The organism is Alsobacter sp. KACC 23698, from assembly GCF_045348435.1.
Lineage (GTDB): Bacteria > Pseudomonadota > Alphaproteobacteria > Rhizobiales > Beijerinckiaceae > Alsobacter.
In genome coordinates this window covers 1,090,671-1,117,049 of sequence record NZ_CP157484.1, presented here as the reverse complement: position 1 = coordinate 1,117,049, position 26,379 = coordinate 1,090,671, and the positions used below count along the sequence as shown (strand labels likewise).

The window sequence follows — 26,379 nt, the reverse complement described above, 5'->3', positions numbered from 1 at the left end:
CGTCCGGGACGGCGTGCAGGCCAAGGAGGGATGATGACGGATAGCGCAGTCGCCGCCAGCCAGGGGAGCGCCCGGCAGGACACCGACGAGCTTCTCTATGAAGCGCGGGACGGAATCGCCCGGATCACGTTCAACCGGCCGGAGGCCCGCAACGCCCTCACCTTCGCGATGTACGAGAAGCTGGCCGCGATCTGCGAGGCCGTGAACCACGACCCCTCGATCCGGGTCATGGTCATCACCGGGGCGGGCGACAAGGCCTTCGCGGCGGGGACCGACATCTCGCAGTTCCGCGCCTTCTCGACGCCCGAGGACGCGCTGGGCTACGAGGCCCGCATCGATCGGGTGCTGGGCACCATCGACCGCTGCCGCGTCCCCGTGATCGCCGCCATCGTGGGAGCCTGCACCGGCGGCGGGGCCGGCATCGCGGCGCGCTGCGACATCCGCATCGGATCGGCCAACGCCAGGTTCGGCTTTCCGATCGCGCGGACGCTGGGCAACTGCCTGTCCATCGCCAACCTGGCCCGGCTCAGCCAGCTGATCGGCCCCGCGCGGGTCAAGGACATGATCTTCACCGCCCGGCTGGTGGAGGCCGAGGAGGCGCAGCGGATCGGGCTGCTCAGCGAGGTGCTGGACACCCCGGAGGCGGCCCGCCGCCGCGCCGACGAGCTCGCGACGATGATGGTGGGCCACGCGCCCCTGACCATGCAGGCCACCAAGGAGGGCCTGCGCCGGATCGCCGAACACAACGCTCCCGCAGAGGGACAGGACCTGATCCTCATGTGCTACATGAGCCAGGATTTCCGCGAGGGCATGGAAGCTTTCCTGAACAAGCGCCCGCCTCGCTTCAAGGGAGAGTAGCGCCCGCGCGCCGGGCTCTCCTCCCGCGGTTCCCCCCCCCATCAAGAACGAGATCGCCATGGGTCCTCTCAGCGGACTGAAAGTCATCGACCTGACGCATGTGATGGCCGGCCCCACCTGCACCCTGATGCTGGCCGACATGGGCGCCGACGTCATCAAGATCGAGAAGAATCCCGACGGCGACGACACCAGGCGCTCCGTCCCGCCCAAGATCGGCGACGAGGCCGCCGCCTTCATGATGATGAACCGCAACAAGCGCGGGCTCGTCGTCGACCTGAAGACCGAGGGCGGCAAGCAGGTCCTGCGCCGGCTCGCCCGGCAGGCGGACGTGCTGGTGGAGAACTTCGCCCCCGGCGCGATGGGGCGCCTCGGCCTCGCCTATGAGGACCTGAAGGCGGACAATCCCGGGCTCATCTACTGCTCCCTGTCGGGCTTCGGCCGGACCGGCCCCTACAAGGACCGGCGCGGCTTCGATCTCGTGGCGCAGGCCATGAGCGGCATCATGAGCTTCACCGGCGAAGCCGGCGGGCCGCCCGCCAAATGCGGGCCGCCGCTCTCCGACATCACGGCCGGGATCCTGGCCGCCATGGGAATCCTGGCCGCCTACGCGCACCGCCTGAAGACCGGCGAGGGCCAGTGGGTCGAGACGTCCCTGTTCGAGGCCGCGCTGGTGCAGACCTACTGGCAGTCGGCCATCGCGCTCGCCACCGACGTGGCCCCGAAGGCGATGGGGTCGGGCCACCCGCTCAACGCGCCCTACCAGGCCTTCAAGGCCAGCGACCGCTGGTTCGTGGTGGGCGGCGCCAACCAGAAGAACTGGATCCGCATGCTCGACGCGATGGGCGCGTCGGCGCTCGCCGACGACCCGCGCTTCCGCACCAACGCCGACCGCATGGGCAACCTGCCGGCGCTCGACGAGGAGCTCGGCCGCATCTTCGAGACGCAGCCCGCCGACCACTGGCTGGAGATGTTCGACGCCGCCGGGGTGCCCTGCGGGCCGGTCCTCGATACGCTGCAGGCCTTGTCCGACCCGCAGACCATCGCGCGCAAGATGCTGGTGGAGGTGGAGCATTCGACGCTGGGGCCGGTGAAGACCATCGGCCTGCCGGTCAAGTTCTCCCAAACGCCCGGCGGCGTGCGCAAGGGCGCGCCGATCTTCGGCGAGGACACCCGCCAGATCCTCGCCGATGCGGGGTTCAGCGCGGCGGAGGTCGCCGCCTTCGAGCGCGACGGCGCCGTCGTGGCTGCGCAGGCCCGCGGACCGACCGCCGCGCGGGCCGGGACGGCCGCCTGACGAAGCGGGAATCCAGGCCCGCCGACACCCATAACAAGGTCGCGCCAAGCGACATCCAGACCCGGGAACGGAAACAACAAGGAACGCGTCGATGACATCTTCCCCCCTCCGCACGGCGTTGCTCGCGAGCGCGCCGCTCGTCGTCCTCTGGGCCGCCCCGGCGCTGGCCTGGGAGCCCACCAAGCCGATCGAGTTCATCGCCACCGCGGGTCCGGGCGGCGGAACGGACAATCTCGCCCGCCTCGTGCAGAGCGCCATCACCAAGCACAAGCTGGTCGACCAGCCGATCGTGGTGTCCAACAAGGGCGGCGGCAGCGGCGCGGAGGGCTATGTCTACGGCAAGTCCCAGGCGGGCGACCCCTACAAGGTGATCTTCGGCACCTCCAACGCCTGGACGCAGCCGCTCGTCTCCAAGGTGGCGTTCAACTACACCGACCTCACCCCGATCGCGTCGGTGGCGTCGGACGAGTTCATGCTCTGGGTGAAGCAGGATTCGCCCATCAAGTCGGGCAAGGACTATGTCGAGGCGGCCAAGACCGGCGACTTCAAGATGGCCGGCGCCCAATCCAAGGACACCGACGAGACGCTGACGCGGCTGATCGAGAAGGCGGCCGGGATCAAGGTCACCTACATCCCGTTCAAGAGCGGCAGCGAAGCGGCCGTGCAGCTGGCCGGCGGGCATGTCAGCTCGCATGTGAACAACCCGTCCGAGAGCATCGGGCAGTGGCGCGGCGGCACGCAGCGGCCGGTCTGCGTCTTCAACACCAAGCGGCTGCCCGAGGGGCCCAAGGTGACGGCGACCGAGAGCTGGCACGACATCCCCACCTGCGTGGAGAGCGGCCTCAACGTGCCGCTCTACTCGCAGCCGCGCACCGTCTGGCTGCCGGGCGGCGTAACGCCGGACCAGGCCGCCTTCTATGTCGACCTGATGAAGAAGGTCCAGGCGACGCCGGAGTGGAAGGAGTATATCGAGCGCAGCTCGCAGACCTCCGAATTCGTCACCGGTCCGCAGCTCAAGGCCTTCATCGACGAGGATCTCGAGCGCAACCGCAAGGTCGCGGCCGAGCAGGGCTGGCTCGTCGCCAAGTAGCGCGGCGTCGGCTGCGCGCGCCGCGTCGGAACGGCGCCGCCGCCCGGAGGGCACCCTCATGATGACCCGTCGTCATTTCGAAGCGCTCACCGGCGGGATCACGCTGGCGTTCGGCGTCGCCGTGATCGTGTCGAGCATCCAGGTCGGCGCCGGCTGGGACGGCGGCGACGTGCAGTCCGGCACGTTCCCGCTGCTGGCCGGCTCACTGGTGGCCGCGGGCAGCCTGTACAACCTCGTCCAGGCGTTCCTTGGCCCCAACCCGGTCATCGCGCGTCCCGACGAGCTGCGCCGGGTCGGCAGCCTGTTCCTGCCCGCGCTCGGCTTCGTGGCCCTGATCCCGCTCCTCGGGATCTATGTCTCGGGCGTCGGCTACCTGCTCTGGTCGCTGCGCATCCAGCACAAGATGGCCTGGACCCGGTCCGCGGCGATCGCCGCCGGCGCCGTCGTCGCCCTCTATTTCACCTTCGAGCGCGCGTTCCAGGTGCTCCTGCCTCATGGCTGGCTGGGCGCCGCGCTCGGGTTCTGAGCCGCGCCGAGGCTCGTCCACAACCGGAATCCCGCCCGTGGAAAACATCGCAGAACTCATGCACGGCTTTGAGGTGGCGCTCACCGTGCAGCATATCGGGCTGATGCTGGTGGGCGTGCTGCTCGGCATCCTGGTCGGCGTGCTGCCGGGCCTCGGCGCGCCGAACGGCGTCTCGCTGCTGCTGCCCCTCACCTTCGGGATGCAGCCGGTGTCGGCCATCATCCTGCTCTCCAGCATGTATTGGGGCGCGCTGTTCGGCGGCTCCGTGACGTCGATCCTGTTTAACATTCCGGGCGAACCCTCCTCGGTGGCGACGACCTTCGACGGCTACCCGATGGCGCGCGACGGCCAGCCGACCAAGGCGCTGGCCACCGCCTTCGGGTCGGCCGCCTTCGGCGCGCTGGTGGGCGTCGCGCTCATCACTCTGCTGGCCGGATGGGTGGCCAAGGCGGCGCTGCAATTCGGCCCGGCGGAGTATTTCGCGGTCTATTTCCTGGCCTTCGCCAGCTTCATCGGCATGGGCGGCAGCCCGCCCGCCAAGACGCTGGTGTCGCTGGCCATCGGCTTTGCGCTGGCGGCCGTGGGCATCGACACCGTGTCGGGCAGCGTGCGCCTGACCATGGGGGTGGACGAGCTCGTCAAGGGCGTCAGCTTCGTGGTCGCCGTCATGGGGCTCTTCGGCATCGGCGAGTTGATGCTGGCGGTGGAGGACGAGGCCACCTCGATCAAGGGCGTCAACTCGCGCGTCGACTGGCGCGAGGTGCTGGTGACGCTGGCGGGCCTGCCGCGCCATGGCTGGGCCCTGCTGCGCAGCGCCGCCATCGGCTGCTGGATGGGGGTGACGCCGGGCGGCCCGACCGCCGCCTCCTTCATGAGCTACGGCGTGGCCAAGCGCTTCTCGCCGCGGCGGGAGAATTTCGGGCGCGGCGAGCAAGAGGGCATCATCGCGCCGGAGACCGCCGACCACGCCGCCGGCACCAGCGCGCTCCTGCCGATGCTGGCGCTCGGCATCCCGGGCTCGGCCACCGCCGCGGTGATGATGGGCGGGCTGATGATCTGGGGCCTCAATCCCGGGCCGATGCTGTTCATCGAGCAGAAGGATTTCGTCTGGGGGCTGATCGCCAGCATGTATCTGGGCAATGTGGTCGCGCTCGTCCTGGTGCTTCTGACCGTGCCGATCTTCGCCGCCATGATGCGGATCCCGTTCTACGTCATCACGCCGCTGATCCTGATCGTCATCACGGTGGGGGCCTATTCGGTGTCCAATTCCTACCTGGACGTCATGCTGATGATGGGCTTCGGGGTGCTCGGATACCTGTTCAAGAAGCTGCACTATCCGCTCGCCCCCCTGGTGCTGGCGATGGTGATCGGCGACAAGGCTGAGGACGCGTTCCGACAGGCGATGCTGATCTCCAGGGGCTCTCTCGGGATCTTCTTCAGCAACGGGCTGGTGGCGACCCTGATGGGGATCGGGATCCTGTTCCTGGTCATCCCGCTCGTGGGGCAGCTCCGGTCCCGCCGGACGATGGCGCGCCCCGCCCTCTGACCGACGACGCCCCGCGCGGGCGCCGGCCGGCAGCCCCCGTGAAAGCGAGCCATGGCCGGCGTCGTCCTCTCCGCCATCCTGCCGATCCTGATCACGGTCGCGATCGGCTTCCTGTGGGCGCGGGCGGGACGCAAGATCCAGTCGCCGGACCTGACCGCCCTCATCGCCGACATCGCGACGCCCTGCCTGATCGTCTCGACCTTCCAGAAGACGCATGTGTCGCCGGCGGCCTTCGGGGCCATGGCGGGCGCGGCGGCGCTGGCGATCCTGCTGTTTGCGCTGTGCGGCGCCGTGATCCTGAAGGCGCTCGGCCTGAAGCTGCGCACCTTCCTGCCCTCGGTGGCCTTCCCGAACGCCGGGAACCTGGGGCTGCCCGTGGCGCTCTACGCCTTCGGCGACGAGGGGCTGGGCTACGCCATCGTGTTCTTCTCGATCTCGTCCATCGCCAACTACACGCTGGGACAGGCCATCGCGGCCGGACAGGCGAACTGGCGCGGCCTCGTGCGCCTGCCCATCCTGTACGCGATCGCGCTGGCGGTGGCGCTGTCGCTGGCCTCCATCCAGCTGCCGGTCTGGCTCGGCTCGACCGTCAGCCTCATCGGCGGGCTGACGGTGCCGATCATGCTGCTGCTCCTGGGCGCCTCGATCAGCAGCCTCGGCGTCGCCTCCGCCGGGCGGGCCGCGGCGGTGTCGCTGGTGCGCATCGGGATGGGCGCGGCGGTCGGCTTCGCGGTGGCGGCGCTGTTCGGCTTCACGGGCGTGATCAGGGCGGTGCTGGTGATGCAGGCCGCCAACCCCGTGGCGGTCTACAACTATCTTTTCGCGCAGCGCTGGAACAACGAGCCCGAACAGGTGGCCGGCGTGGTCGTGGTCTCGACGCTGATGTCGGTCGTGACCATCCCGCTCCTGCTGGCCGCCCTGATCTGAGGGCCCGCTCCGGCGTCAGCGCAGGCTGACGCCCTGCAGGCGGATGATCCCGTCCGGGCTGTTGTGGAAGCCCTGCACCCGCACGCTGTAGGCCCGAAGCCAGTTCAGGTGGTAGAGCACCAGATGCGCCCGGGCGGCGAGCCAGCGCGACGTGGCCTGCCGGTAGAGCGCGACGCGCTGGGCCTCGTCGGTGACGGTGCGGGCCTGGTTCAGCAGCTTGTCGACCTCGGGGTCGCAATATTTGCCCCAGTTGAGGTAGCCGTCGCAGGCGGCCCAGTGGGTGAGGTTGCCGTCCGGATCGGTGCGGCCGCTCCAAATCACGACGGCGCTCTGGTAGTCGCCCCGGTTGGTGCGGTCCACCATTGAGGTGGCCTCCATGGCGTCGATCTTCACGTCGAAGCCGGCTTCCGCCGACATCGACTGGATCACCTGCGCGACCTGCTGGTCCGTCGGGTTGTTGGCCACCGTGATGGTGAAGGGCACGCGGTCGTAGCCGGCCTCCTTGAGGAGCTTCTTGGCCTTCTCGACATCGCGCTGCGGCAGCGGGACGTCGGGATTGAAGTAGCGCGAGCCCGGCGGCTCCGTCTGGTTGCTGGGCACGAAGGCTCCGCCGAACACCACCTCGTTGACGACCCGGCGGTCGAAGGAGAGTTCGAAGGCCTCGCGGACCCGCGCGTCCTTGCTCATCGGCGAGGCGTTCGGCGACTTGTCGGCGAGGTTGATGGAGAGCGTGTAGTAGGCCAGCGACGGCGCGGAGGAGACGCGGATGCGCGCGTCGGTCTTGGCGGCCTCCATGTCGGTCGCGGCGATGCGCTCGATGATGTCGAGCTGCCCGGCCCGCAGGTTCATGAGATTGACGGTCGGGTCCGGGATCGGCAGGTAGGTGACCTCGTCGACCAGGATGGACTTGGCGTCCCAGTAGTCGGGGAAGCGCTCGAACACGATCTTGTCCTGCGCCACCCGCTGCTTGAACCGGAAAGGCCCGGAGCAGGACGGGTTGGACGAGGCCGCCTCGCCGGCTTTCTCGGTGGCCTTGGGCGCCATCATCATGCCGGCCCGGTCGGCCAGCACGGACAGCAGCGGCGCATAGGGGGCGGAGAGGATGAAGCGCACCGTCAGGGGGTCGACCACCTCTACGTCCGTCACCGGCTTCAATTCGCCCTTGCGGACCGAGTAGGACGCGTCCTTGTAGCGCTTGATGTTGAAGCGCACCGCCTCGGCGTCGAAGGGCTCGCCGTCATGGAAGGTGACGCCGCTGCGCAGGCGCATGGTCAGCGCCTTGCCGTCGGGGGACCACGTCCAGTCCGTGGCGAGCTGGGGCACGAATTTCAGATCGTCGCTGACGTCGACCAGCTTGTCGCAGAGCGCGGCGAAGACGACGCGCCCGACGAAGGACCCGCCCCTGGCGGGATCCAGCAAATCGGGGTCTGACTGCAGGCCGATCCGAAGGGAGGCGGCCGATCCGGGGCCGGCCAGGGCCAGCACTCCGGCGAGGGCGACGGCGCAAACGCGTAGCATGGGGACTCCTGATCCCGAGGGGGACCAGGACTCTTTCATAAGACCGCCCGCCGATCCACCGCCGGAGCCGAGGGGCTGACCGTCGTCAGACGTCCAGCCACATCCCGTGCGCGATGGCCGGGGCGACCTTCGCCACGTTTTCAGGGCTTTCGGAGAAGCTCGCCAGGATGTCCGCCATGCTGGAGCCTGAGGCGAGGAGCCCCGACCAGTAGGTCAGGCCGCCGGCGTCCGCGGCGCGGCCGAGGACGTTCTGGTAGAGGAGCGAGATCATCGAGGCGGCCGAACCGCCGCCGATCTTGGCCGCGAACTCGCTGGAGCTGGCGAAGCCGACGGCCACCTTGCTCAGGCTCGCGCCCTGGTCGAGGCGATCGGTCCAATAGGTCAGGCCGGATTGCTCCGGGGCGCGGCCGAGCGCCGCCTGGTAGAGCCGGTAGGCCTGTCCGGCGTGTCCGTCCGTGTCGAGCGCCAGCTCCTTGTCGGTGAAGTGCAGCCGCTCCACCCCCGTCAGGGTCGCGGTCCCCTGCGGGCCGGAGACCGTGACCGAGCCCGTGTTGAAGGTGATCGTCTCCGCCCCGCTCGTGGCGGAGAATAGGGCGGTGTCGAGCCCGGCGCCGCCCGTCACGGTCGTCACGCCCGAGACGACCGTAAAGACGTCGTCGCCGCCCGATCCGGTCAGGATGGGGCCGCCCCCGCTGGTCGCCGCGCCGCTCGGCGAGGAGCCCGACGCGGCGCCGCTGGACGTGGCGACCGTCGCGCCGCTCGCGGACGCGAGCGGGACCCCGAGGTCCTGCATCACGGCGAGGTCCAGCGCCGTGACGGTGTGCACCACGCCGGGCGGCAGCCCGGTTCCGCCCATCAGATCGGAGCTGGCCGCCTGATACTGGCTGTTGCCGAAATGATAGTAGGCCTCGCCATTGGTCAGCGTCGTGACCGGCACGGCGCCGCCATAGACGGCGACCGCATGCGCGCCGATGAACCAGGCCGAGCCGTCCGAACGGACCTGGACGAGCGAATCGAACGGCGACTCGGCCGACTCCAGGGTCCCGGCGTCGCTGCGGTAGCCGTTGATGCCGAAGGCGTGCCCGAGTTCGTGCCGCAGCACCGTGAGCGCGTCGTATTTGGTGGACGGCGGCGCCGTCGTGGAGCCCGGGGTCGGGTTGAACCAGAAGCTCGAGCCGACCAGGGACGCGTTCAGGTTGATGATCACGTCCGCCGCCGACCCGTTCGGGTCGACGCCGGTCTGCAGCTCGGAGACCGCGCCGCTCTCGAAGACCGAGCGTACGCCGTCCATGCGCTGGAACACCGTGGTGGCGGCCATGCAGTTGGCGAGGACGCCGGTTCCGAGCGGGACGACATTGATCTGGACGTCGATTGAGCCCAGCCCGCCCAAGACGCTGGCCCAATCGGCGAGCGCAGACTTGACGTCTGTCAAGATCAACGCGTCCTGCGGCAGCTGCGCGCTGTCGGAGAGCTTTACCGTGTAAGAGAAAGACACTAGGGCCTCGATCGACAACGACTATGCTGGGGCGCTGATGAACCTGTCGCCCAGGCGATACTTGGGTTGAGATGTTACCGAACCCTTTCAAGCGACTTGTCACTTGATGCGACCAGGCCAGATTCGCCTATTTGGGAGAAACACGGACGCGTCACCGCGTCGTTCGACAGGAGCCCGCATGGAGGTGAGTCAGGTCTGGAACGCGCTGGTGCGCGTGGGGCGGCGGCGTGCGCTGTGGGTGCAGGTGGCGCTGATCGCCATCCTGTCGGTGCTCTCGCTGCTGCCCGGAAAGGAGCGCCCGCATACCGGCCTGCCCGGAGCTATCGAGCATGTCATCGCCTATTGCGGGACGGGGCTGATCGTGGGGGTGCTCGCCCTGTCCCAGGTTCGCCGGCTCGGCTGGGCCGCTTTCCTCATCGCGCTCGCCGGCGTGCTGGAGTTCCTGCAGAAATTCGTGCCCGGCCGCACCTCGCAGGCGATCGACTGGATCGCCAGTTCGTCCGGCGCCATCATCGGCGTGGGCGTCGCCATCCTGCTGGCGAGGTGGTCGCCGCCCGCCGAACCGGGGCTCGGCCAACCCGCCCCGGGCGAATGATGGGCGCCGCATGATCATCCTGGAGGACGCGCGGCTCCGCGCGGCGATCTCGCCCCACGGGGCCGAGCTGCAGTCGCTCACCCCGGCGGGGGGCGAAGACGTGATGTGGGGCGCGGGGCCGGAATGGCCGCGTCATTCGCCGCTGCTGTTTCCCATCGTCGGGCGCCTGGAGGGCGAGGCGCTGCTGCATGAGGGGCGCGTCCACCGGATGCCGAAGCACGGCTTCGCCCGGGACAGCGCCTTCCATGTCGCGGCGCGCGACAGAGCCTCTTGCATCCTGGAGCTGCGCGATACGCCGGCGACGCGCGCCCTCTATCCCTTCGCGTTCACGCTGACTTTGACCTACCGGATCCAAGACGGAGCGCTGACCATCGACTATGCGGTCGCCAATCCCGGGACGGAGCCCCTGCCCTTCTCGCTCGGCGCGCATCCGGCGTTTCGCTGGCCGCTCGGCGACGCGCCCAAGACCGCGCACGCGCTCACCTTCGAGCGGGAGGAGACCGCGCCGGTGCGCCGGCTCGTGGGCGAGAAGCTCGGGCCCGGGCGCCCCACCCCCGTCGAAGGGCGCACCCTGTGGCTGCGCGAGGATCTCTTCGCCGACGACGCCCTGGTCTTCGACCAGGTGGACAGCCGTTCGGTGACCTATGGGGCGCCGGGCGGGCCGTGGGTCCGGGTGTCGTGGTCCGGCTTCCGGGAGCTCGGCGTCTGGATGAAGCCCGGAGCCGACTTCCTGTGCATCGAGCCTTGGCGCGGCTACGACACGCCCGTGGAGTTCGACGGCCCCTTCGTGGACAAGCCGGGCGTGATGACGCTCGCGCCGGGCGATGCGGCCCGCTTCGCCCTGACGATCGCGCCTTCCCCGGCCGCTTGAAGGCGAATGCGGCGGCCCAGGCGCCGCTCCTGGCGCACGCGGCCGGAACGCCCCGCGCCTCCGCCCGTTTCCCTGCCCATGAGCAGGGAGACACATCATGGATGATCGCAGGACGGCTTCGGTCCAGTTCACGGACCGGCAGGGCGCCGAGCGGGCGATGCAGGCTGCCCTTCGCGCGGGCTTTCCCAAGCAGGACGTCTCGCTGACCACGTCGAGCGACCGGAGCCATTTCATCGTGCGCGTCGACGCCGGCGACGGCTACGAGCGCGCCATGTCGGCGATCAGGGGCGCGGGCCGGGGCTCCCGGCGCCTGGCCGAGGCCCTCTCGGGCGAGGGCGCGTTTCCCCTGGCGGGACCGCTGCTGGCGGCCTTCGCGGTCGGCTACCTGATCCGCTTCGCGCGCAGCTGAGCGGCTCTCGCCGCAGACGCTGTTGCGCAGCTCGAGCCGGCGCGCGATCCTCGCCGCATGGGCGATTCCCCCCCGCGCTCCGGCCAAGGCTGCCTCATGCTTGAATTTCTCTGGCGCTCCATCGTCATCGGGGCCGCCGGCACGGCTCTGATGGACGTCTGGGCCATCCTGCTCAACCGCGCCTTCGGCGTGCCGTCGCCCAACTGGGCGCTGGTCGGGCGGTGGTTCGGGCGCCTGCCGTCGGGCGAGGTGTTCCATGAGGATATCGGGGCGGCGGCGCCGGTGGCCAACGAGCTGGCGCTGGGCTGGGTCGCCCACTACGCCATCGGCGTGCTCTACGCCGCCGTGCTGCTCGTCGTCGCCGGTCCGGGCTGGGCGCAGTCGCCCACCTTCCTGCCGGCCTGGATCATCGGCCTCGTCACCGTGGGGGCGGGCTGGTTCCTGCTGCAGCCGGGGATGGGCGCCGGCTGGGCGGCCTCGCGCCGCCCCAACGCCAACCAGATCAGGATCCTCAACGTCGTCGCCCACACGGTGTTCGCCGCCGGAATGTATGCGGGCGCGCTGGGCCTGCGGATGGCGTCCGCCTAGCGCGGGTCGAACAGCGTCGGCTCGTTGCCCATGAAGCCCTCGATGGCCAGCATGCGCAGCTTCGTCGACCGGCCCCCATGGGCCGAGAAGCCGCCCGGGCGCCCGTTGGCGGCCAGCACGCGGTGGCAGGGCACGATGATCGGGAACGGATTGCGGCCCAGCGCCTGCCCGACGGCCCGCGCCGCCTCCGGATCGCCCAGGCGGCGCGCGATGTCGCCATAGGTCAGCGTTCGGCCGGGCGGGATCGAGAGCGCCACGGCGTAGACCGCCTTGTGGAAGTCCGGCACGCCCGCCATGTCGAGCGCGATCCCGCCGAGATCGACGCGCCGGCCCGCCATCAGGTCCTGGATCTGGGCGATGGCCTGCGCGACGGGAGGGGGCGGCGCGGCCTCGACCGCGCCCGGACGCCGGGCGACCAGGCGGGAGCGGGTCGCCTGCGCGTCGCCCTCGGGCAGTTGCACGGCCGACACGCCCCGGTCCGTCCACGCGATGGCGCAGACGCCGATGGCCGTGTCGAACAGGCTGAACGCATCCTGACGCGCCATGCGGGCGATTCTACACCCGCCGCGGGGCCGGGCGAAGTCCTCGCGGCCTCAGCGGGCCTGGTCGTCCTGGCAGGTGCGGAACGGATTGTAGGGGCGTAGATCGGTGCAATGGCCGCAGCCGGCGAGCGAAACCGCCACCGAGATCAGGGCCGCCAGGGCGAGAACGCGTCGCATTCACTCCTCCAAGTTGCACCAATAGGAGCATACGCGTCGGCATTCGCCAAACCGGGCCGGCCGCTCACGGCCGTTTACGATTTATTAACCATCCTGGGGCCTGCTCTGCGCAGAGGAAATTTGCAAATGACGTCATCCCCCCACGTCGACTCTGCGACCGATTCTCCGCCCGCCATGCTGGCCGACAGCGCGCTCGAACAGGCGCTCACGGATCCGTTGCCGCCCTACCTCGTCCGGCTCGTCCAGATGATGGACAGGATCGAGCGGCGGGAAGCCGCGCTCGGCGCCGGCGCGCCCGACCGCCGGCTCGACCGGCTCACCTCGGCCCACCCGCGCTAGAGTTGCGCGCCGTCATTGAACTTCCGGGGCGGCCATGGCGTTCTCTGGGCATGAAACCTCATGCAGCCAGGCTCGCGCGCTGGACGGCGGCGGGCGCCCTCGCGATGATCTGCGGGTCCGCATGGGCGCTGGACGAGCCCGTGACATGGCGCGACGAGACCGGCTGCGCCTATCTGCTCACGCCGCAGGGCGGCATCACGCCCAAGCTGCGCCGCGACAGCCTGCCGGATTGCCCGGAGAGCGCGCCGCGCCCGCCGATCACCTCCGCGCCGATCATCTCCGACGACGCGGTGCGCGACGTGCAGCGCGGGGTCGACGCCCTGCGGCGGGAGATCGAGCGCCTCGGCGACCGGTTCCGCCGATGACGGGCGCGCCGATGACGGGCCTGCCAAAGATGGGCGCGCCAAAAACGGGCGTGCGATGAGGCGCTTCTTTCGCCACCCGCTGCACCGGGCCGCCGCGGTCGTCCTCGTCTGCGCGGCGCTGCTGGGCTACGGGGCGCCGGCGCTGGCGACGGAGCCGAGCCTGAAGGCGGCGCTGCTGGTGGCCGTCGGCGTCTGCGGGCTCGCGATCACGGGGTACCGGGCCTATGCGGCCCGCGCCCGCCGCCGGGCCGCGGCCGAACGCGACCCCACCCTGCGCTAGACCATGCTGCGATGCGAAAGCCGGCCTCCACCGTTTCGCAGCATGCCTTAACCCGCCGACCGGCGCCAATTCGCCTCGCGGGCGACCTTGCCGAACAGCATGGCCGACAGGGCGCCCAGCGCCCCGGCGACGGCCTTGATCTCGAAATCATGCACCCGCCCATGCCGGGTGGGCTCGAGATACTGCATCGCCTCCAGCCCCGCCGCGGCGGCCACCACCGCGGCCAGGACGGCGATCCTGCGGCGCGGATAAGCGAGCCCGAAGAGCAGGCCGAGGAGCCCGAACGCGGCGAAGCGCTCCAGATCGACGGAGAGCCCGGTGACGGGCCGAAGCCCGATGGGGCACACGGTCATCAGCCCGATGGCGACGACCAACAGCCACGCGGCGATGCGGGAGAAACGGATGCTGGGCACTCGGGGGGAACTCGCGGGCTTGCGGCGACGAAGCGCCGGGCGGCGCGCGCCCACTGTGTGCCGATGGGCTGCGGTGATAATGAGGCGTGAGCCGGGAGAAAAATCAAGCCCGGCCTGTCGGCGCCGGCGACCGCCGCTCGTCCTTGGGGCGACGGCGCAAGGCCGGACCCAACGGAGGACACCCCATGTCGGTCAATCCCTATCTGTTTTTCAACGGGCGCTGCGAAGAGGCTTTCACCTTCTACAAGGCCGCCCTCGGCGCCGAGGTGAAGGCGCTCATGCGCTATCGCGAGGCGCCCGAGGGGCCCCCGCCCGGCATGCTTCCGCCCGGGTCGGAGGACAAGATCATGCATGGCGAGATCGCCTTCGGCGGCTCCTCCGTGATGGCCTCGGACGGCGAGTGCTCGGGCGCGACGAACTTCCAGGGCTTCTCGCTGTCGCTGGTCGTCGGCTCGGAGGAGGAGGCCGAGCGCGCCTTCGCGGCGCTGAGCGAGGGCGGCGCCGTCCGGATGCCGATGGCGAAGACCTTCTTCGCTCCCCGCTTCGGCATGCTGGCCGACAAGTTCGGCGTCGGCTGGATGGTATTGACGCAGGCCTGAGAGGCCCCGCTCCCTCTTCATCCCTCACTCGGAGGCCGCCATGGGCGAAAGCGTGCTGGTGCTGGTCGGGACCCGCAAGGGCCTGTTCATCCTGAGGAGCGACGACGACAGGCGATCCTGGAGCCTGAAGGGACCGCTGTGCGAGACATGGCCGATCAACCACGCGGTCGCCGACGGCTCCGGCGTGATCTACGCCGGCGGCGGCAGCGAGTGGCTCGGCCCGGCGGTGTGGCGCTCCGACGATCTCGGCGCGACCTGGACCTACTCGCGCGACGGGCTTGGCTATGAGGCCGGCGAAGCGCCGATCAAGTCGGTCTGGAGCGTCGCCCCGTCCGGCGGGCGCCTCTACGCCGGGGTGGAGCCCGCCGGGCTCTTCGCCAGCGACGACGGCGGCCGCACCTGGAGCCATGTGGCCGGGTTGCGCGATCATCCGTCCCGCCCGGAATGGCAGCCGGGCGGCGGCGGGCTGATCCTGCACTCCATCGTCACGGACCCCCAGGACGCCGGCCGCCTCTGGGTCGGCATCTCGTCGGCGGGGGTGTTCCACAGCGCCGACGGCGGGGCCACCTGGGAGCCCCGCAACCGCGGCACGCGCGCCGACTACATGCCGGAGGGCCACCGCCATCCGGAGTTCGGCCAGTGCGTGCACTCCGTCGCGATGGCGCCGGGCATGCCGGACCGGCTCTACCAGCAGAACCATTGCGGGATGTATCGCAGCGACGACGGCGGACGCAGCTGGGCCAGCATCGAGGAAGGCCTGCCGTCGAGCTTCGGCTTCCCCACGGCCGTCCACCCGCGCGATCCCGACACCGTCTACATGCTGCCGCTCAACGGCGACATCGCCGGCCGCTACATGCCGGACGCCCGGACCGCCGTGTGGCGAAGCCGGGACGCCGGCGCGAGCTGGCGGGCGCTGCGCGAGGGGCTGCCGCAGGAGAACGCCTTCTTCGGCGTGCTGCGCCAGGCCCTGGCGACCGACGCCATGGAGCCGGCCGGGGTCTATTTCGGCACGGGCTCGGGCGCGCTCTTCGCCAGCGCCGACGAGGGCGAGAGCTGGCGCTGCATCGCCCAGCACCTGCCCACGATCACGTCCGTCGAGACGCTGGTCGTGGACCGCTGACGCGTCGGGGGCCGCCATGTCCGCCGCTCAAGACCTGACAGACGCCAGGCCGGCGAGGGTCCGGCTGGGACCCCTGCTGGCCCACATGTTCCCCGACGCCGACCGCGTCGTGGAGCTCCAGGCGGCGACCGTCGCCGACATGGTGGACGCGCTGGAGGCCCGCTGGCCCGGCATGCGCGACTGCATCTGCGACACCAGCCCGGCGATCCGGCGCCACATGAACGTCTTCGTCGAGGGACGGCGGGCGACGCTCGCCTCCCCGCTCGCCCCCGGCGCGGACGTCTATGTGGTGAACGCCATCAGCGGCGGCTGACCGCGTCGGCCGGACAGATCGGCGGCCCGGTCGCTCCCGCCCGGCGCGCGCCGGCCCAGCCGGCCGCGAGATCCCCGGGCGAAGTCGAGGTCGCATCCCACGGTCTCTGCAACTTTGAAGTGGGCCGCGCGCGCCGCGGTTGCGCTATGCTGCTTCGCACATCAGGGTCCGGGCGTCCGGGCCAGACAGAGCCATGAGCATCATCGCCATGAGCATGAACGCCGTGAGCCGGTTCCGTCCATGAGCACCCGCACGGCGGCCGTCCAGATCCGGGCGACGGCGCAGGAGGCCGCGCCGAAGGCGCAGCCGTCCTTCCGCGACGCGTCCGGTCGGATGGAGCAGCTCTTCGGCTATATCTGGCGGCGCAGCCGGAAGGAGCAGATCCGGGTCCTTGCCGTGGTGCTGGCCTCCCTGCCCTTCTATTACGCCTCGCTCGACATCCCCAAGCTGATCGTGAGCGACGCCATCCAGGGCCGGGCCTTCGCCGGGCGCTCGACCGCGACCCTGTTTCGCCTCGTCCTGCCCTGGAACGGGGCGGTGCTGTTCGACGGCTTCGAGCTGGACCGAACCGGCTACCTGTTCGCGCTCAGCGCCGTGTTCCTGCTGCTCGTGCTGGTCAACGGGGCTTTCAAATACCTCATCAACATGCGCAAGGGCGCGCTGGGCGAGCGCGTGCTGCAGACCCTTCGCTTCGAGCTGTTCAAGGCGCTCGTCACCGGCGGGGCCGAGGACGGGCGGCGGATGAAGGCCTCCGAGGCCGCCACCATCATCAAGGACGAGGTCGAGCCGATCGGCGGCTTCGTGGGCGACGCCTTCATCCAGCCGCTGTTCCTGGGGGGCCAGGCCCTCACCGCGCTGGCGTTCATCTTCGTCCAGAGCCTCGCCCTGGGCGTCTGCGCCGCCGCGCTGGTGGCCGTCCAGGCGCTCATCATCCCGCGCATGCGGCGCGAGCAGCTCCGCCTGAGCCGGCTGCGGCAGCTGAAGTCGCGCGCGCTCGCGGGCAGCATCGGCGAGGTCGTGGACGGGCTGGACGAGGTGCGCAACCACGGCGCCGCGCCTTTCGAAATCAGCCGCATCGGGGCGCGCCTCGAAGACCTGTTCCTGATCCGCTACCAGCTCTATGGGCGCAAATTCGCGGCGAAATTCGCCAATGGGCTGCTGGCGCAGTTCACCCCGTTCCTGTTCTACTCGCTGGGCGGCTATTTCGCGCTGCGGGGAGACCTGGCCATCGGCCAGCTGGTCGCCGTGATCGCCGCCTATCGCGACCTGCCTCCTCCCGTGAAGGAGCTGATCGACTGGGACCAGCAGCGCCTCGACGTCGAGGTGAAGTTCCAGCAGGTGCTGGAGCAGTTCTCCACCGCGCCCGCGCGCCAGGCCCCGGCCGCGCCGGCGGCGTCGGCGGCCGTTCCGCCCGACCTCTCGGCCGGCGCCCTGGCGGTGCGGGGCGTCACGGTCGGCCTGCCGGGCGGCGACAGGAGCCTGGAAGGCGTCACCCTCGATCTGCCGCTCGGCGCCGCGATCGCGCTCTGCGGCCCGCCGGAGGCAGTCAGCGCGCTGGCGCGCGTCATCGCCGGCCGGACCCCTCCGGCGGCCGGGAGCGTCACCGTCGCGGGCCGCCCGCTGGAGGCGTTGGGCGCCGACGCGCTAGGCCGCGCCTTCGCGTATGCCGGGCCGGACACGGCGGTGTTCGAGGGCTCGTTCCGCGACAACCTGATCTACGCGCTGCGCCGGCGGCCCCTGGACGGAGCGCCGCAGGCCGAGTGGCTGGACTACGCCGCCGCGGGGGTCGACGGGCCGGCGTCCATCGACGGGGCGATCGGGCGGGCGCTGCGCGCCGTCGACTTCGAGGCGGACGTGCGGCGCATGGGCCTCGGCGCCCGGATCGACGACGCGGCCCTGCCGGCGCTGGCCGCCCGGATCGTGGCCGCCCGGCCGCTGGTGGCCGAGCAGCTGCGGCGCGGCGGCGGCGCCGACCTGATCGAGCGCTTCGACCTGGCGCGCTATTGCGGCCACCTGACGATCCGCGAGAACCTGCTGTTCGGCCCCTGGGACCACGACGAGGAGTTCGAGCCCGCGCTGCTCGGCCTCCTTTCCGTCGAGCTGGCGCGGCTGGGCCTGCGCGAACCGCTCGAGGACGTCGGGCTGGGCCTGGCCGCGACGCTGGTCGAGATCTTCGCCGATCTCGGGCCCGAAAGCCGGCTCTTCCAACGCTTCTCCTTCGTCTCGTCGGACGCGCTGGACGACTACCGCCGGGGCCTCGCCCGCGCCCGGGCCGGCCGCCGGACGGACGAGGACCGGCTGGCGCAGTTGCGCCTCGCCCTGCGCTACAGCGAACCCCAGCACCGGCTGGGCCTGCTCGGCGACGACCTGATGGCCCGCATCCTGGCGGCGCGGCCCGCGATGGCCCGGGCGGCGGCCGCCCATGGCTTCACGGTCACGCCCTATGATCCGGCCGCGTTCTCGCGCGGGGCCAGCATCCGCGACAACCTGCTCTTCGGACGCGTCATCTCCGAGGCGCCGTCCGCCGAGGAGCGCCTGTCGGCCGCCCTCGACGATGCGCTGGCGCAGAGCGGACTTGACGCCGACATCCTGGCGATCGGCCTCGACCAGCCCGTCGGGCATGGCGGCCGCCGCCTCTACCCGGCCCAGCGGGCCGCCCTGTCGCTGGCGCGCTGCCTGCTGAAGCGGCCTTCCGTTCTGGTGATCGACGGCGCGCTCTCCGTTTTCGGGGACGTCCAGGGCGCGCGCATCCTCGCCAGCGTGCGCGAAGCCATGCGGGGCCGCACCCTCGTGGTCACCTTTGGGCCGGGCGCGGAGGCGCGGACGGCGGGCTTCGACCATGTGGTCGAGCTGCGGGCCGGGCGCGCCCGGGTCCGCTCCGGCTCGGCCGCCGCGCAGGCTTCGGCCGAGCCGCCCGCCGCCGACGCGCTCTCGGAGGAGGTGCGCGCGCTGCGGGCCGTGCCGCTCCTCGCCTCGCTGGAGACCGCGCGCCTGAAGCTTCTGGCCTTCACGGGCCAGCGCGTGGCCTTCGCGCCCGGCGACGTGCTGATGCGCCAGGGCGACGAGGCCCATGACGCGCTCGTGATCCTGTCGGGCCAGGCGGAGGTCTCCATCACCGGCGACGGCGGGCCGCTCTCGCTCGGGCTGACCGAGCCGAACGCGATCGTCGGCGAGATGGGCGCCCTCACCCGCTCGCGCCGCCTCGCGACCGTGGCCGCCGTCACGCCCATCCGGGCTCTGAAGATCCGCCGCGACGTGCTGCTCGAACTGGTGCTCGACTATCCGGATTTCGGCCTGAAGCTGCTGCAGGCGCAGATCGCCCGCGCGGCGGAGGCCGAGTCGCTGCTGGTCGCCCGAACCGACGTCGCCATCAAGGCGCGCAGGCGGGCGTCCGTCCGCCCGCCCGAATGAGGCCGCGGCCCGTCCGCGGCGGCGCGGATCGGTCCCCCCGGTCTTGATCGTGAAGCGATTCCGGTCCACGAGCGTCGCATGGACGCTTCCGATCCCGCCATCGACGGCGATGCGCGCCTGGTCGCCGCGGCGGCGGGGCCGAGCCCCTGGCGCGCGCTGCTGGCCCGGTTCGCCGCCGTGCTCGCCGCGGCGGGGCTGGGGCTGGCGGCCTTCGTCTTCGCGTTCGACCCCTACGGGGCCGGGCCGCTCGCCGGGCTCGCGCCGCCCGCGCTGATGGACATCAACCAGCGCTTCATGTACCCGCAGGTCATCCGCTCGCACGCCTTCGACAGCGCGGTGATCGGCACCTCGACGGTGCGGCTGCTCAATCCGGCCCGGCTCGACCCGCTATTCTCCGCCCGCACGGTCAATCTCGGCATGAACGCCGCCACGCCGTGGGAACAGGCCCGCATCGCCGACCTGTTCCTGCGCGAGACGCCGGACCCGGCGCTGATGATCTTCGGCATCGACGCGGAATGGTGCGCGCAGGATGCGGCCTCGCCAGCCAAGCGGCTCACCTTCCGGGCTTTCCCCGACAGCTTCTACGACGACAATCGCTGGAACGACTGGCCCTATCTGTTCAACCTCCACTCGATCGAGATCTCGTGGCGGCTGGCCATGCACCGGCTGAGGTTCAAGCGCCAGCGCCTGCCGATGAACGGCTACGAGGTCTTCACCCCCAACGAGGCGCTCTACGACGTCGGGCGCGCCCGCACGCACATCTATGGCGACACGGGGTTCGGGACGTCGCCGCCGGCCCGGGCGCCGAAGGATCCCGTCGCGCCGGACCAGTTCCGCTTCCCGGCCCTGGCCTGGCTGGAGGACCTGCTGGCGCGCCTTCCCGCCCGCACCTCCCGCTTCATCCTGTTCCCGCCGGCGCATGCGGCTGGCTACTTCCCGGCCGACACGCGGGAGGGCTCGCGCATGGAGGCCTGCAAGGCGCAGGCGACGCGCATCGCCGAGCGCCGGGGGGCCACGCTGGTGGACTTTCGCGTCCCGTCCCGCCTGACGCAGGATGACGCCAATTACTGGGACCATCTGCACTACCGCCTGCCGGTGGCGGAGCGGATCACCCAGGCGCTCGTCGACGCGCAGGCCACCGGCCGCGACGCGCCGGACGGAACCTACCGGGTGCTCGCCTGGGCCAGGAAGCCCGGATCGTGACGCGCCCGGATTGCGCCGGCCCCGGCGGGGCCGCATACACTCCCCGACCAGGGACGGCCAGACGGAGCGGCCAGACATGACGAGCGCGACCGAGCGCCAGCGCGACGCGACGCGGTCCGACACGGGACGACGGCTCTGCGCGCTCGCGGTGCTGACGCTGACGGCCGCGCTGCCCGTCGCCATGGCGTTCGCCAACCGCTCGTCGCCTCTCCTGTTGAGCGTCGCGGCGATCCTGGCCGTCGCGGCGGCCTGGCTGGAGCGCGGCCCCGGCGCGCTCGGCGCGTCGTTCTCCCGCCTGCTGCGGACGCCCGAGGCCTGGGCGGCCGCGGCCTTCCTGGCCTGGGCGCTCGTGTCCGTGTCCTGGAGCGTGGACCGGCGCCTCTCGCTGGCGACGCTGGGCGAGTTCGTCATCCCGCTCGCGGCCGCCATCGCGCTCGCCGCGACCCTGCCGGACCGCCTGCCCCGCTGGGCGCCGCTGGCGCTGGCGGCCGCCCTGGTGGTCGTGTCCATCCTGGTGGCCGTGGAGGTGCGGCTCGACTTCCCGCTGCGCCGCCTCTGGGGCGGGCGGATCGAGAGCTTCGTGATGAACCGCCCGATCGTGACGGCGGTCGTGCTGTTCTGGCCGCTGGCCGCGGCGCTGCGGGCGCAACGCCGCTCCGCCCTCGCGGCGGTCGCCTTCCTGTGCGTCGCGGCCGCCGCGGTGATGTCCACGAGCGGCTCGTCCAAGCTCGGCGTGATCGCCGGCGCGGCGGTCTACGGGCTGGCGCTGGCCGCGCCGCGCGTCGCCGCCTGGGCCGGGGTCGCGCTCCTCGTGATCGTGGTGGCGGCGCAGCCCTGGTTCGGCGTGCTGGCGGACCGGGCCATCCCGCAGCGCGGGTTCGAGGCGCTGAAGGCCGCGCACGCGCGCGAGCGGGTCGACATCTGGCTCGCCTTCGGCGAGGTGGCGCGGTTGCGGCCGCTCACCGGCACGGGATTCGGCTCCTCCGCCCGCATCGAGGCCGATCCGGTGGCCGCGCAGGTTCCGGCGGAGCGCCGCGAGATGCTGGGCGTCGGACACCCGCATGACGCGCCCCTGCAGGTCTGGACCGAGCTCGGCGCGCCCGGCGGGCTGCTCGCTCTAGCGTTCTGCGGCCTGCTGGCGCGGCGGTTCTCCGCCATGCCGGTCTGCGTGCTGCCGGAGCGCCTCGCCTTCTTCGCCGCCGCGATGGCGGTGGCGCTGGAGAGCCACGGCGCGTGGCAGGGCTGGTGGATCACGGCCGTGGCCGTTCCGGTCGTGCTGTTCTCGCGTCCGCCGGACGCGGCCAGGGAGGCGGACCAGTGACGCACGACCGCAGGATCGCGGTGATTGGCCTGGGCTATGTCGGCCTGCCGGTCGCGACGGCGTTCGCCCGCTCCGGCGTGCCCGTGGTGGGCTTCGACATCGACGCCGTCCGCATCGCCGAACTCGTCGCCGGGCATGACCGCACGCGCGAGACCGAGCCGGCCGACCTGAAGGCCCCCTCGCTCGCCTTCACGCAGGACGAGGCGGAGCTGAAGGCCGCCGACTTCTTCATCGTCACGGTGCCGACGCCCATCGACGCCTCGCGCCGGCCGGACCTGCGCGCGCTTCTCGGCGCGTCGGAGACGGTCGGCCGCGCGCTGAAGCGCGGCGACGTGGTGGTCTACGAATCCACCGTCTATCCGGGCGCGACCGAGGAGGACTGCGTCCCCGTGCTGGAGCGCGTCTCCGGCCTCGCCTGCGGGCGCGACTTCACGGTCGGCTACTCGCCGGAGCGGATCAATCCCGGCGACCGGGAGCACCGCTTCGACACCATCGCCAAGGTCGTGTCCGGGCAGGACGCCGCGACCCTCGACGTCGTGGCGGCGGTCTACGGCTCGGTGGTGCGGGCGGGCGTGCACCGGGCCCCCTCCATCAAGGTGGCGGAGGCCGCCAAGGTGATCGAGAACACCCAGCGCGACCTCAACATCGCCTTCATGAACGAACTGTCCGTGATCTTCGAGCGGCTCGGCATCGACACCGGCGACGTGCTGGCGGCGGCCCGGACCAAGTGGAACTTCCTGCCCTTCTCGCCCGGCCTCGTGGGCGGCCACTGCATCGGCGTCGACCCCTATTACCTCACGCACCGGGCGGAGCGCGCCGGCTTCCATCCGGAGGTGATCCTGGCGGGGCGGCGCACCAATGACGGCGTCGGCCAGCGCGTGGCGCGCGAATGCGTGCGCCTGATGCTGGCCGCCGGCAAGGCTTCGCCGAAGGCCACGGTGCTGGGCCTGACCTTCAAGGAGAACGTGCCCGACACGCGCAACTCCAGGGTGGTCGACATCATCGCCGAGCTCGCCGCGTTCGGCGTCGCCGTGGAGGTCTGCGACCCGCTCGCCGACCCGGCGCAGGCGCGCCACGAATATGGCGTGGAGCTCACGCCCCTGGAGGCGCTCGCGCCGGCCGACGCGGTGATCCTCGCGGTGCCGCACAGGGCCTTCGTGGCCGAGGGCTGGGCGCTCGTGCGCCGCCTCATGCGGCCGGGCTCGGGCGCGGTCCTCGACGTCCGGGGCGCGCTCGATCGGGACGCCGTCCCGAAGGACTACACCCTTTGGCGGCTATGACCGTCGATTGACAAGACTTGGCCATGCCTATTCGCTCTCTTCTTCACGGGAGGGCTGAACATGAAGTTCCTTCTTGCAGCGACGTGCGTATGCTTTGCGATGTCGATCTCGCCTGTGCTGTCCCAAGCCAATCCGAAACGCGACAAATGCCTCGACGAGGCCGAGGCGAAGGGCCTTTACACGAACCCGCAACGCTCCAGGCAATCCAACAAGTTCAACTTCGCCATGAAGGACCAGAGGCAGGTCTTCATGCGCAAATGCATGGCTCGCAAATAGGACGGGTCCGCTCGCCCCGGCTCTCGATCTGATCTCAAGAGCTTATCGCCAGTCGTTCAGGTACCATTCGACGAAGGCCCTCACGCCCTCGTCGACCGGGGTCGACGGCCGGTAGCCCGTCAGGCGCTCCAGCAGATCGGCGTTGGCGAAGGTGGCCGGCACGTCGCCGGGCTGCATCGGCAGCAGGTTGCGCCGCGCCGTGCGGCCGAGATGGCGCTCGATGCAGGCGATGAACTCGGACAGCTCCACGGGCTGGCCGCCCGCGATGTTGACCACCCGGAACGGCGCCGCCAGCGAGGCGCCGGTCACGGCCGCCTCGTCCTCGTCGGCGGCCGTCGCCGGCGCGGCGTCGAGCAGCAGCGCCATGGCCTCCACGAGGTCGGCCACATAGGTGAAGTCGCGGCGCATCTCGCCCTGGCCGTAGACGTCGATCGGCTCGCCATCCATGATCGCCTTCACGAATTTGAACAGCGCCATGTCGGGCCGGCCCCAGGGGCCGTAGACGGTGAAGAAGCGCATCATCGTGGTGGGGATGTCCCACAGATGCGCATAGGAGTGCGCCATGTGCTCCGTCGCCCGCTTGGTCGCGGCGTAGAGCGTCATCGGCATGTCGGCGCGCTGGTCCTCGGTGAAGGGCATCGTCGGGTTGGCGCCGTAGACCGAGCTGGTCGACGCCATCAGGAGATGGCCGACCTTCAGCTCGCGGGCGAGCTCCAGGACGTTGAAGGTCCCCACCAGATTGGCGTCCACATAGGCGCGCGGATTCTCCAGGCTGTAGCGAACGCCGGCCTGGGCGGCGAGGTGGAAGATCGCCTCGGGCGCCGCGTCGGGCACGATGGCGTGCATCGCCGCCATGTCCTCCAGCATCGCGACATGCTGCCGGAAGTCCGGGTTCTGGTTGAGGATGGAGACGCGCCGTTCTTTCAGCCGCACGTCGTAATAGGCGGTCATTCCGTCGACGCCGACCACCGTGTGGCCGGCTTGCAGAAGCCTGCGCGCCAGATGGAAGCCGATGAAGCCGGCCGTCCCGGTGACGAGCACCCGCATGTCGCATCTCCCCGCGATGACCGGATCAGCTATAGGCCGGCGCCGCCGGCCGGGCCAGCCTCCTGGCCCGGCGTCGCAAGGCGGCCCGACGCACAAAAAAAGACCCCGGCGCGAACGCCGGGGTCCCAGACCAGTCCGTGAGGACGGATCAGAAGTCGCGCTGGATCTTCAGGCGGCCGTTCCACACCGACTCGTTGCGGACCGAGATGCCCACCGGATCGGTCGCGATGAACGAGCCGCTGACGCCCTGGCCGACATTGGCGTGGATGTAGTTGACCTCGACGCCGAGATCGAGATCCTTGACCGGCGACCAGGTCACGTTCGTGCCCAGGGTCCAGTAGGTCAGGTCGCGATTGCGGTTGCCGAGAGTGAAGCCGCCGCCGGCGATGAACGCCTGGGAGGGGCTGTCGCTCTTGATGTACGAAGCCATGAACGCCTGACGGATGGTCGGGGTCCAGTAGTGCAGCATGGCGGCCGTGAGGCCCCAAACGGCGGGCTTCTCGAGGTTGTAGTTGACGGCCACGCCACCGAGGGCGGCAGTGCCGATCACATACGCGTCGGGAATGAGAGCGCCGACGCCGCCGAAGCTCCAGGGGGTCTTGCCGAGACCGAAGGGGTTCGACAGAACGTAGGACGGAGCGCCCTTGGTGTAGGTGCCCTGCAGGTAGAGGACGTCACCGGGGGAGAGCATCGGCAGGTTGATCTTGGTGCCGAGGTTCACAGCCCAGCCGTACTCCGAATCAGGAGCATTGCCGTTGGTGTTGAGCGTCGGGCCAGCAGCGGCGAAGTTGCCGACGCGGATCTGGTGGACGGCGCCCGAGAGCTGCACCGTGCCCCAACCCTGATCGAGACGCAGGTTGGCGACGATGTCAGGCATGGCGTCGCCGGTGTAGGCGTAGGTGCCCACAGCCGTGCCGGCCGGCAGGAAGCCGTTGGCGATGTTGACGCCCGAGCGACGCTCGACCTGATCTTCGATCGACAGCGTGGCGGAGAAGCCCGAACCGAACGTGGCGGTGTAGGCCAGCAGGTTGGTGGTGAGCGACGAACCGGCGGTCGTGCCGACATACTCGAGATCGCCCGAGTAGAAGTCGAAGTACGACTGGGTGCGACCAGCGGTGAGACCGCCGAACTGCACGAAGGCGCGGTTCAGGTCGACCTGGGTCTGAGCCTGGCCGGCGTAGTCGACGCTTGTGCCCGTGAAGGCGGTGCCGACGCGGATGGCCGAACCGGAGTAGATCTGGCCGATACGACGGGAGACGTCATAACGGACGTAGGCGCGCAGCATGCCGTATTCGGTGGCGGTGCGGGCGTCCACGAAGATACGGCCCGTGGTGCGCGAGCCGGTCGTGGCGTCGTTGCGGGCGAAGGGCTGGCCGTACTGGTATTCGAACCGGGCGCGACCGCCGATGCGAATGCAGGTGTCGGTGCCGGGGATGTAGAAGAAACCAGCTCCGAAGGTCGAGCAAACGCGAACGTACTCGACCGGCGCAGCCTTGCGGCTCGGAAGATCGGCAGCCTGGGCGCCGGACACAGTGGCGATGCCCGCCGCCGTGGCCATCAGCAGCCTCGTCTTGATGTTCATTTTCAGCTCCTTGGCTCCCGCCCCACGACAATCCCGATCATCTTGGACCAGGTTCACCGCGACTGCGGGGACTAGACTTTTGTTTGGCCAGCATTTGGCAAGTGGCTTGCCGAGCGCCGCTCCAGGTTCGTGCTCTGAGAGGAAGCCCCCCCTCGGTCGAGCGAGTCGGAAAGTACCACGATCGATAGTTGCAACAACCTCAAACGCCCCGTTTCACCAACCCTTGGTTGCAATTGCAACCGGCTGTTGCAAATCTGCACCTCAGATTCCGTGGGCTCGGGCCTTCCAGCCTTTCAGTACTGTTAACAATGGCTTACCAGGGCCAGCCGGGGGTCCGCGCGGGCCTGTTCGGGATGCAACCCGTTTAAATGGCCGGTCAATCAAGGGCTCCGTC

The 26,379-nt window shown here is 70.5% G+C and carries 28 protein-coding genes; 21 read left to right on the top strand and 7 right to left on the bottom strand.

The features are described from left to right. The first annotated feature begins 33 nt into the window (after nt 1–33). The 6 genes from ABEG18_RS05155 to ABEG18_RS05130 all read left to right on the top strand — a co-directional run bounded on the left by ABEG18_RS05155 (nt 34) and on the right by ABEG18_RS05130 (nt 6,241). The gene (locus ABEG18_RS05155) at nt 34–858 is read left to right on the top strand and encodes an enoyl-CoA hydratase/isomerase family protein (protein WP_406857025.1); all 825 of its coding nucleotides are present in this window, start codon (nt 34–36) and stop codon (nt 856–858) included. 58 nt (nt 859–916) lie between these two features. Beyond that, the gene (locus ABEG18_RS05150) at nt 917–2,152 is read left to right on the top strand and encodes a CaiB/BaiF CoA transferase family protein (protein ID WP_406857024.1); all 1,236 of its coding nucleotides are present in this window, start codon (nt 917–919) and stop codon (nt 2,150–2,152) included. A gap of 91 nt (nt 2,153–2,243) precedes the next feature. Next, nucleotides 2,244–3,242: a tripartite tricarboxylate transporter substrate binding protein gene (locus tag ABEG18_RS05145; protein ID WP_406857023.1), complete on the top strand. Its 999-nt coding sequence runs from the start codon at nt 2,244–2,246 to the stop codon at nt 3,240–3,242. Between the two features lie 58 nt (nt 3,243–3,300). Further along, a complete protein-coding gene (locus tag ABEG18_RS05140) occupies nt 3,301–3,768 on the top strand; it encodes a tripartite tricarboxylate transporter TctB family protein (protein WP_406857022.1) in 468 nt (155 codons plus the stop codon). Nucleotides 3,769–3,805: 37 nt separating this feature from the next. Next, entirely contained in the window at nt 3,806–5,314 is a 1,509-nt protein-coding gene (locus ABEG18_RS05135) for a tripartite tricarboxylate transporter permease (RefSeq protein ID WP_406857021.1), read from the top strand. Nucleotides 5,315–5,365: 51 nt separating this feature from the next. Further along, on the top strand, nt 5,366–6,241 hold the full coding sequence (locus ABEG18_RS05130) for an AEC family transporter (protein WP_406857020.1): 876 nt from the start codon (nt 5,366–5,368) through the stop codon (nt 6,239–6,241). Between the two features lie 15 nt (nt 6,242–6,256). Here ABEG18_RS05130 and ABEG18_RS05125 read toward each other — a convergent pair whose 3' ends face one another. Beyond that, nucleotides 6,257–7,759, bottom strand: coding sequence for an ABC transporter substrate-binding protein (locus ABEG18_RS05125; RefSeq protein ID WP_406857019.1), 1,503 nt, complete (start codon nt 7,757–7,759; stop codon nt 6,257–6,259). An 85-nt stretch (nt 7,760–7,844) separates the two neighbouring features. Continuing rightward, nucleotides 7,845–9,191 carry a DUF4214 domain-containing protein gene (locus ABEG18_RS05120; protein ID WP_406857018.1) on the bottom strand — a complete coding sequence of 449 codons (1,347 nt, stop codon included), beginning with the start codon at nt 9,189–9,191 and terminating at the stop codon, nt 7,845–7,847. A gap of 241 nt (nt 9,192–9,432) precedes the next feature. On the opposite strand from ABEG18_RS05120, the gene ABEG18_RS05115 reads away from it, so the two are divergent. From ABEG18_RS05115 to ABEG18_RS05100, 4 genes are all read left to right on the top strand, one after another. Beyond that, nucleotides 9,433–9,849, top strand: coding sequence for a VanZ family protein (locus ABEG18_RS05115; protein WP_406857017.1), 417 nt, complete (start codon nt 9,433–9,435; stop codon nt 9,847–9,849). 10 nt (nt 9,850–9,859) lie between these two features. Then, nucleotides 9,860–10,720 carry an aldose 1-epimerase family protein gene (locus ABEG18_RS05110; RefSeq protein ID WP_406857016.1) on the top strand — a complete coding sequence of 287 codons (861 nt, stop codon included), beginning with the start codon at nt 9,860–9,862 and terminating at the stop codon, nt 10,718–10,720. 97 nt (nt 10,721–10,817) lie between these two features. Next, a complete protein-coding gene (locus tag ABEG18_RS05105; protein ID WP_406857015.1) occupies nt 10,818–11,129 on the top strand; it encodes a hypothetical protein in 312 nt (103 codons plus the stop codon). A 96-nt stretch (nt 11,130–11,225) separates the two neighbouring features. Next, nucleotides 11,226–11,717 carry a DUF2938 domain-containing protein gene (locus tag ABEG18_RS05100; protein WP_406857014.1) on the top strand — a complete coding sequence of 164 codons (492 nt, stop codon included), beginning with the start codon at nt 11,226–11,228 and terminating at the stop codon, nt 11,715–11,717. On the opposite strand, the gene ABEG18_RS05095 is transcribed toward ABEG18_RS05100, so the two are convergent. Both ABEG18_RS05095 and ABEG18_RS05090 read right to left on the bottom strand, forming a co-directional pair. After that, complete coding sequence (locus ABEG18_RS05095; protein ID WP_406857013.1) at nt 11,714–12,262, bottom strand: methylated-DNA--[protein]-cysteine S-methyltransferase; 549 nt, start codon at nt 12,260–12,262, stop codon at nt 11,714–11,716. The two genes, ABEG18_RS05100 and ABEG18_RS05095, sit on opposite strands and share 4 nt — an antisense overlap. A 48-nt stretch (nt 12,263–12,310) precedes the next feature. Beyond that, complete coding sequence (locus ABEG18_RS05090) at nt 12,311–12,436, bottom strand: hypothetical protein (protein WP_406857012.1); 126 nt, start codon at nt 12,434–12,436, stop codon at nt 12,311–12,313. Between the two features lie 126 nt (nt 12,437–12,562). Between ABEG18_RS05090 and ABEG18_RS05085 the strand changes: the two genes are divergently transcribed. Genes ABEG18_RS05085 through ABEG18_RS05075 form a run of 3 tightly spaced genes read left to right on the top strand, consistent with a single transcriptional unit; the run spans nt 12,563 to nt 13,420 of the window. Further along, complete coding sequence (locus ABEG18_RS05085) at nt 12,563–12,775, top strand: hypothetical protein (RefSeq protein ID WP_406857011.1); 213 nt, start codon at nt 12,563–12,565, stop codon at nt 12,773–12,775. Between the two features lie 50 nt (nt 12,776–12,825). Continuing rightward, a complete protein-coding gene (locus ABEG18_RS05080) occupies nt 12,826–13,140 on the top strand; it encodes a hypothetical protein (protein ID WP_406857010.1) in 315 nt (104 codons plus the stop codon). 55 nt (nt 13,141–13,195) lie between these two features. Beyond that, complete coding sequence (locus tag ABEG18_RS05075; RefSeq protein WP_406857009.1) at nt 13,196–13,420, top strand: hypothetical protein; 225 nt, start codon at nt 13,196–13,198, stop codon at nt 13,418–13,420. A gap of 47 nt (nt 13,421–13,467) precedes the next feature. Here ABEG18_RS05075 and ABEG18_RS05070 read toward each other — a convergent pair whose 3' ends face one another. Then, on the bottom strand, nt 13,468–13,833 hold the full coding sequence (locus tag ABEG18_RS05070; RefSeq protein WP_406857008.1) for a hypothetical protein: 366 nt from the start codon (nt 13,831–13,833) through the stop codon (nt 13,468–13,470). Between the two features lie 185 nt (nt 13,834–14,018). On the opposite strand from ABEG18_RS05070, the gene ABEG18_RS05065 reads away from it, so the two are divergent. The 8 genes from ABEG18_RS05065 to ABEG18_RS05030 all read left to right on the top strand — a co-directional run bounded on the left by ABEG18_RS05065 (nt 14,019) and on the right by ABEG18_RS05030 (nt 23,356). Then, nucleotides 14,019–14,432 carry a VOC family protein gene (locus tag ABEG18_RS05065; RefSeq protein ID WP_406857007.1) on the top strand — a complete coding sequence of 138 codons (414 nt, stop codon included), beginning with the start codon at nt 14,019–14,021 and terminating at the stop codon, nt 14,430–14,432. Between the two features lie 40 nt (nt 14,433–14,472). Then, nucleotides 14,473–15,552: an exo-alpha-sialidase gene (locus ABEG18_RS05060; RefSeq protein WP_406857006.1), complete on the top strand. Its 1,080-nt coding sequence runs from the start codon at nt 14,473–14,475 to the stop codon at nt 15,550–15,552. Nucleotides 15,553–15,568: 16 nt separating this feature from the next. Further along, nucleotides 15,569–15,865, top strand: coding sequence for a MoaD/ThiS family protein (locus ABEG18_RS05055; RefSeq protein WP_406857005.1), 297 nt, complete (start codon nt 15,569–15,571; stop codon nt 15,863–15,865). A gap of 240 nt (nt 15,866–16,105) precedes the next feature. Beyond that, nucleotides 16,106–19,276: a cyclic nucleotide-binding domain-containing protein gene (locus ABEG18_RS05050; protein WP_406857004.1), complete on the top strand. Its 3,171-nt coding sequence runs from the start codon at nt 16,106–16,108 to the stop codon at nt 19,274–19,276. Nucleotides 19,277–19,354: 78 nt separating this feature from the next. Then, nucleotides 19,355–20,479 carry a hypothetical protein gene (locus ABEG18_RS05045; RefSeq protein WP_406857003.1) on the top strand — a complete coding sequence of 375 codons (1,125 nt, stop codon included), beginning with the start codon at nt 19,355–19,357 and terminating at the stop codon, nt 20,477–20,479. 76 nt (nt 20,480–20,555) lie between these two features. Next, entirely contained in the window at nt 20,556–21,800 is a 1,245-nt protein-coding gene (locus tag ABEG18_RS05040) for an O-antigen ligase family protein (protein WP_406857002.1), read from the top strand. Continuing rightward, entirely contained in the window at nt 21,797–23,080 is a 1,284-nt protein-coding gene (locus ABEG18_RS05035; RefSeq protein ID WP_406857001.1) for a nucleotide sugar dehydrogenase, read from the top strand. Before ABEG18_RS05040 ends, ABEG18_RS05035 begins: the two co-directional genes overlap by 4 nt. Nucleotides 23,081–23,140: 60 nt before the next feature. After that, nucleotides 23,141–23,356: a hypothetical protein gene (locus ABEG18_RS05030; RefSeq protein ID WP_406857000.1), complete on the top strand. Its 216-nt coding sequence runs from the start codon at nt 23,141–23,143 to the stop codon at nt 23,354–23,356. Nucleotides 23,357–23,398: 42 nt separating this feature from the next. On the opposite strand, the gene ABEG18_RS05025 is transcribed toward ABEG18_RS05030, so the two are convergent. Further along, on the bottom strand, nt 23,399–24,403 hold the full coding sequence (locus tag ABEG18_RS05025) for an NAD-dependent epimerase/dehydratase family protein (RefSeq protein WP_406856999.1): 1,005 nt from the start codon (nt 24,401–24,403) through the stop codon (nt 23,399–23,401). A gap of 148 nt (nt 24,404–24,551) precedes the next feature. Next, the gene (locus tag ABEG18_RS05020; RefSeq protein ID WP_406856998.1) at nt 24,552–25,985 is read right to left on the bottom strand and encodes a porin; all 1,434 of its coding nucleotides are present in this window, start codon (nt 25,983–25,985) and stop codon (nt 24,552–24,554) included. Between the last annotated feature and the right edge of the window lie 394 nt (nt 25,986–26,379).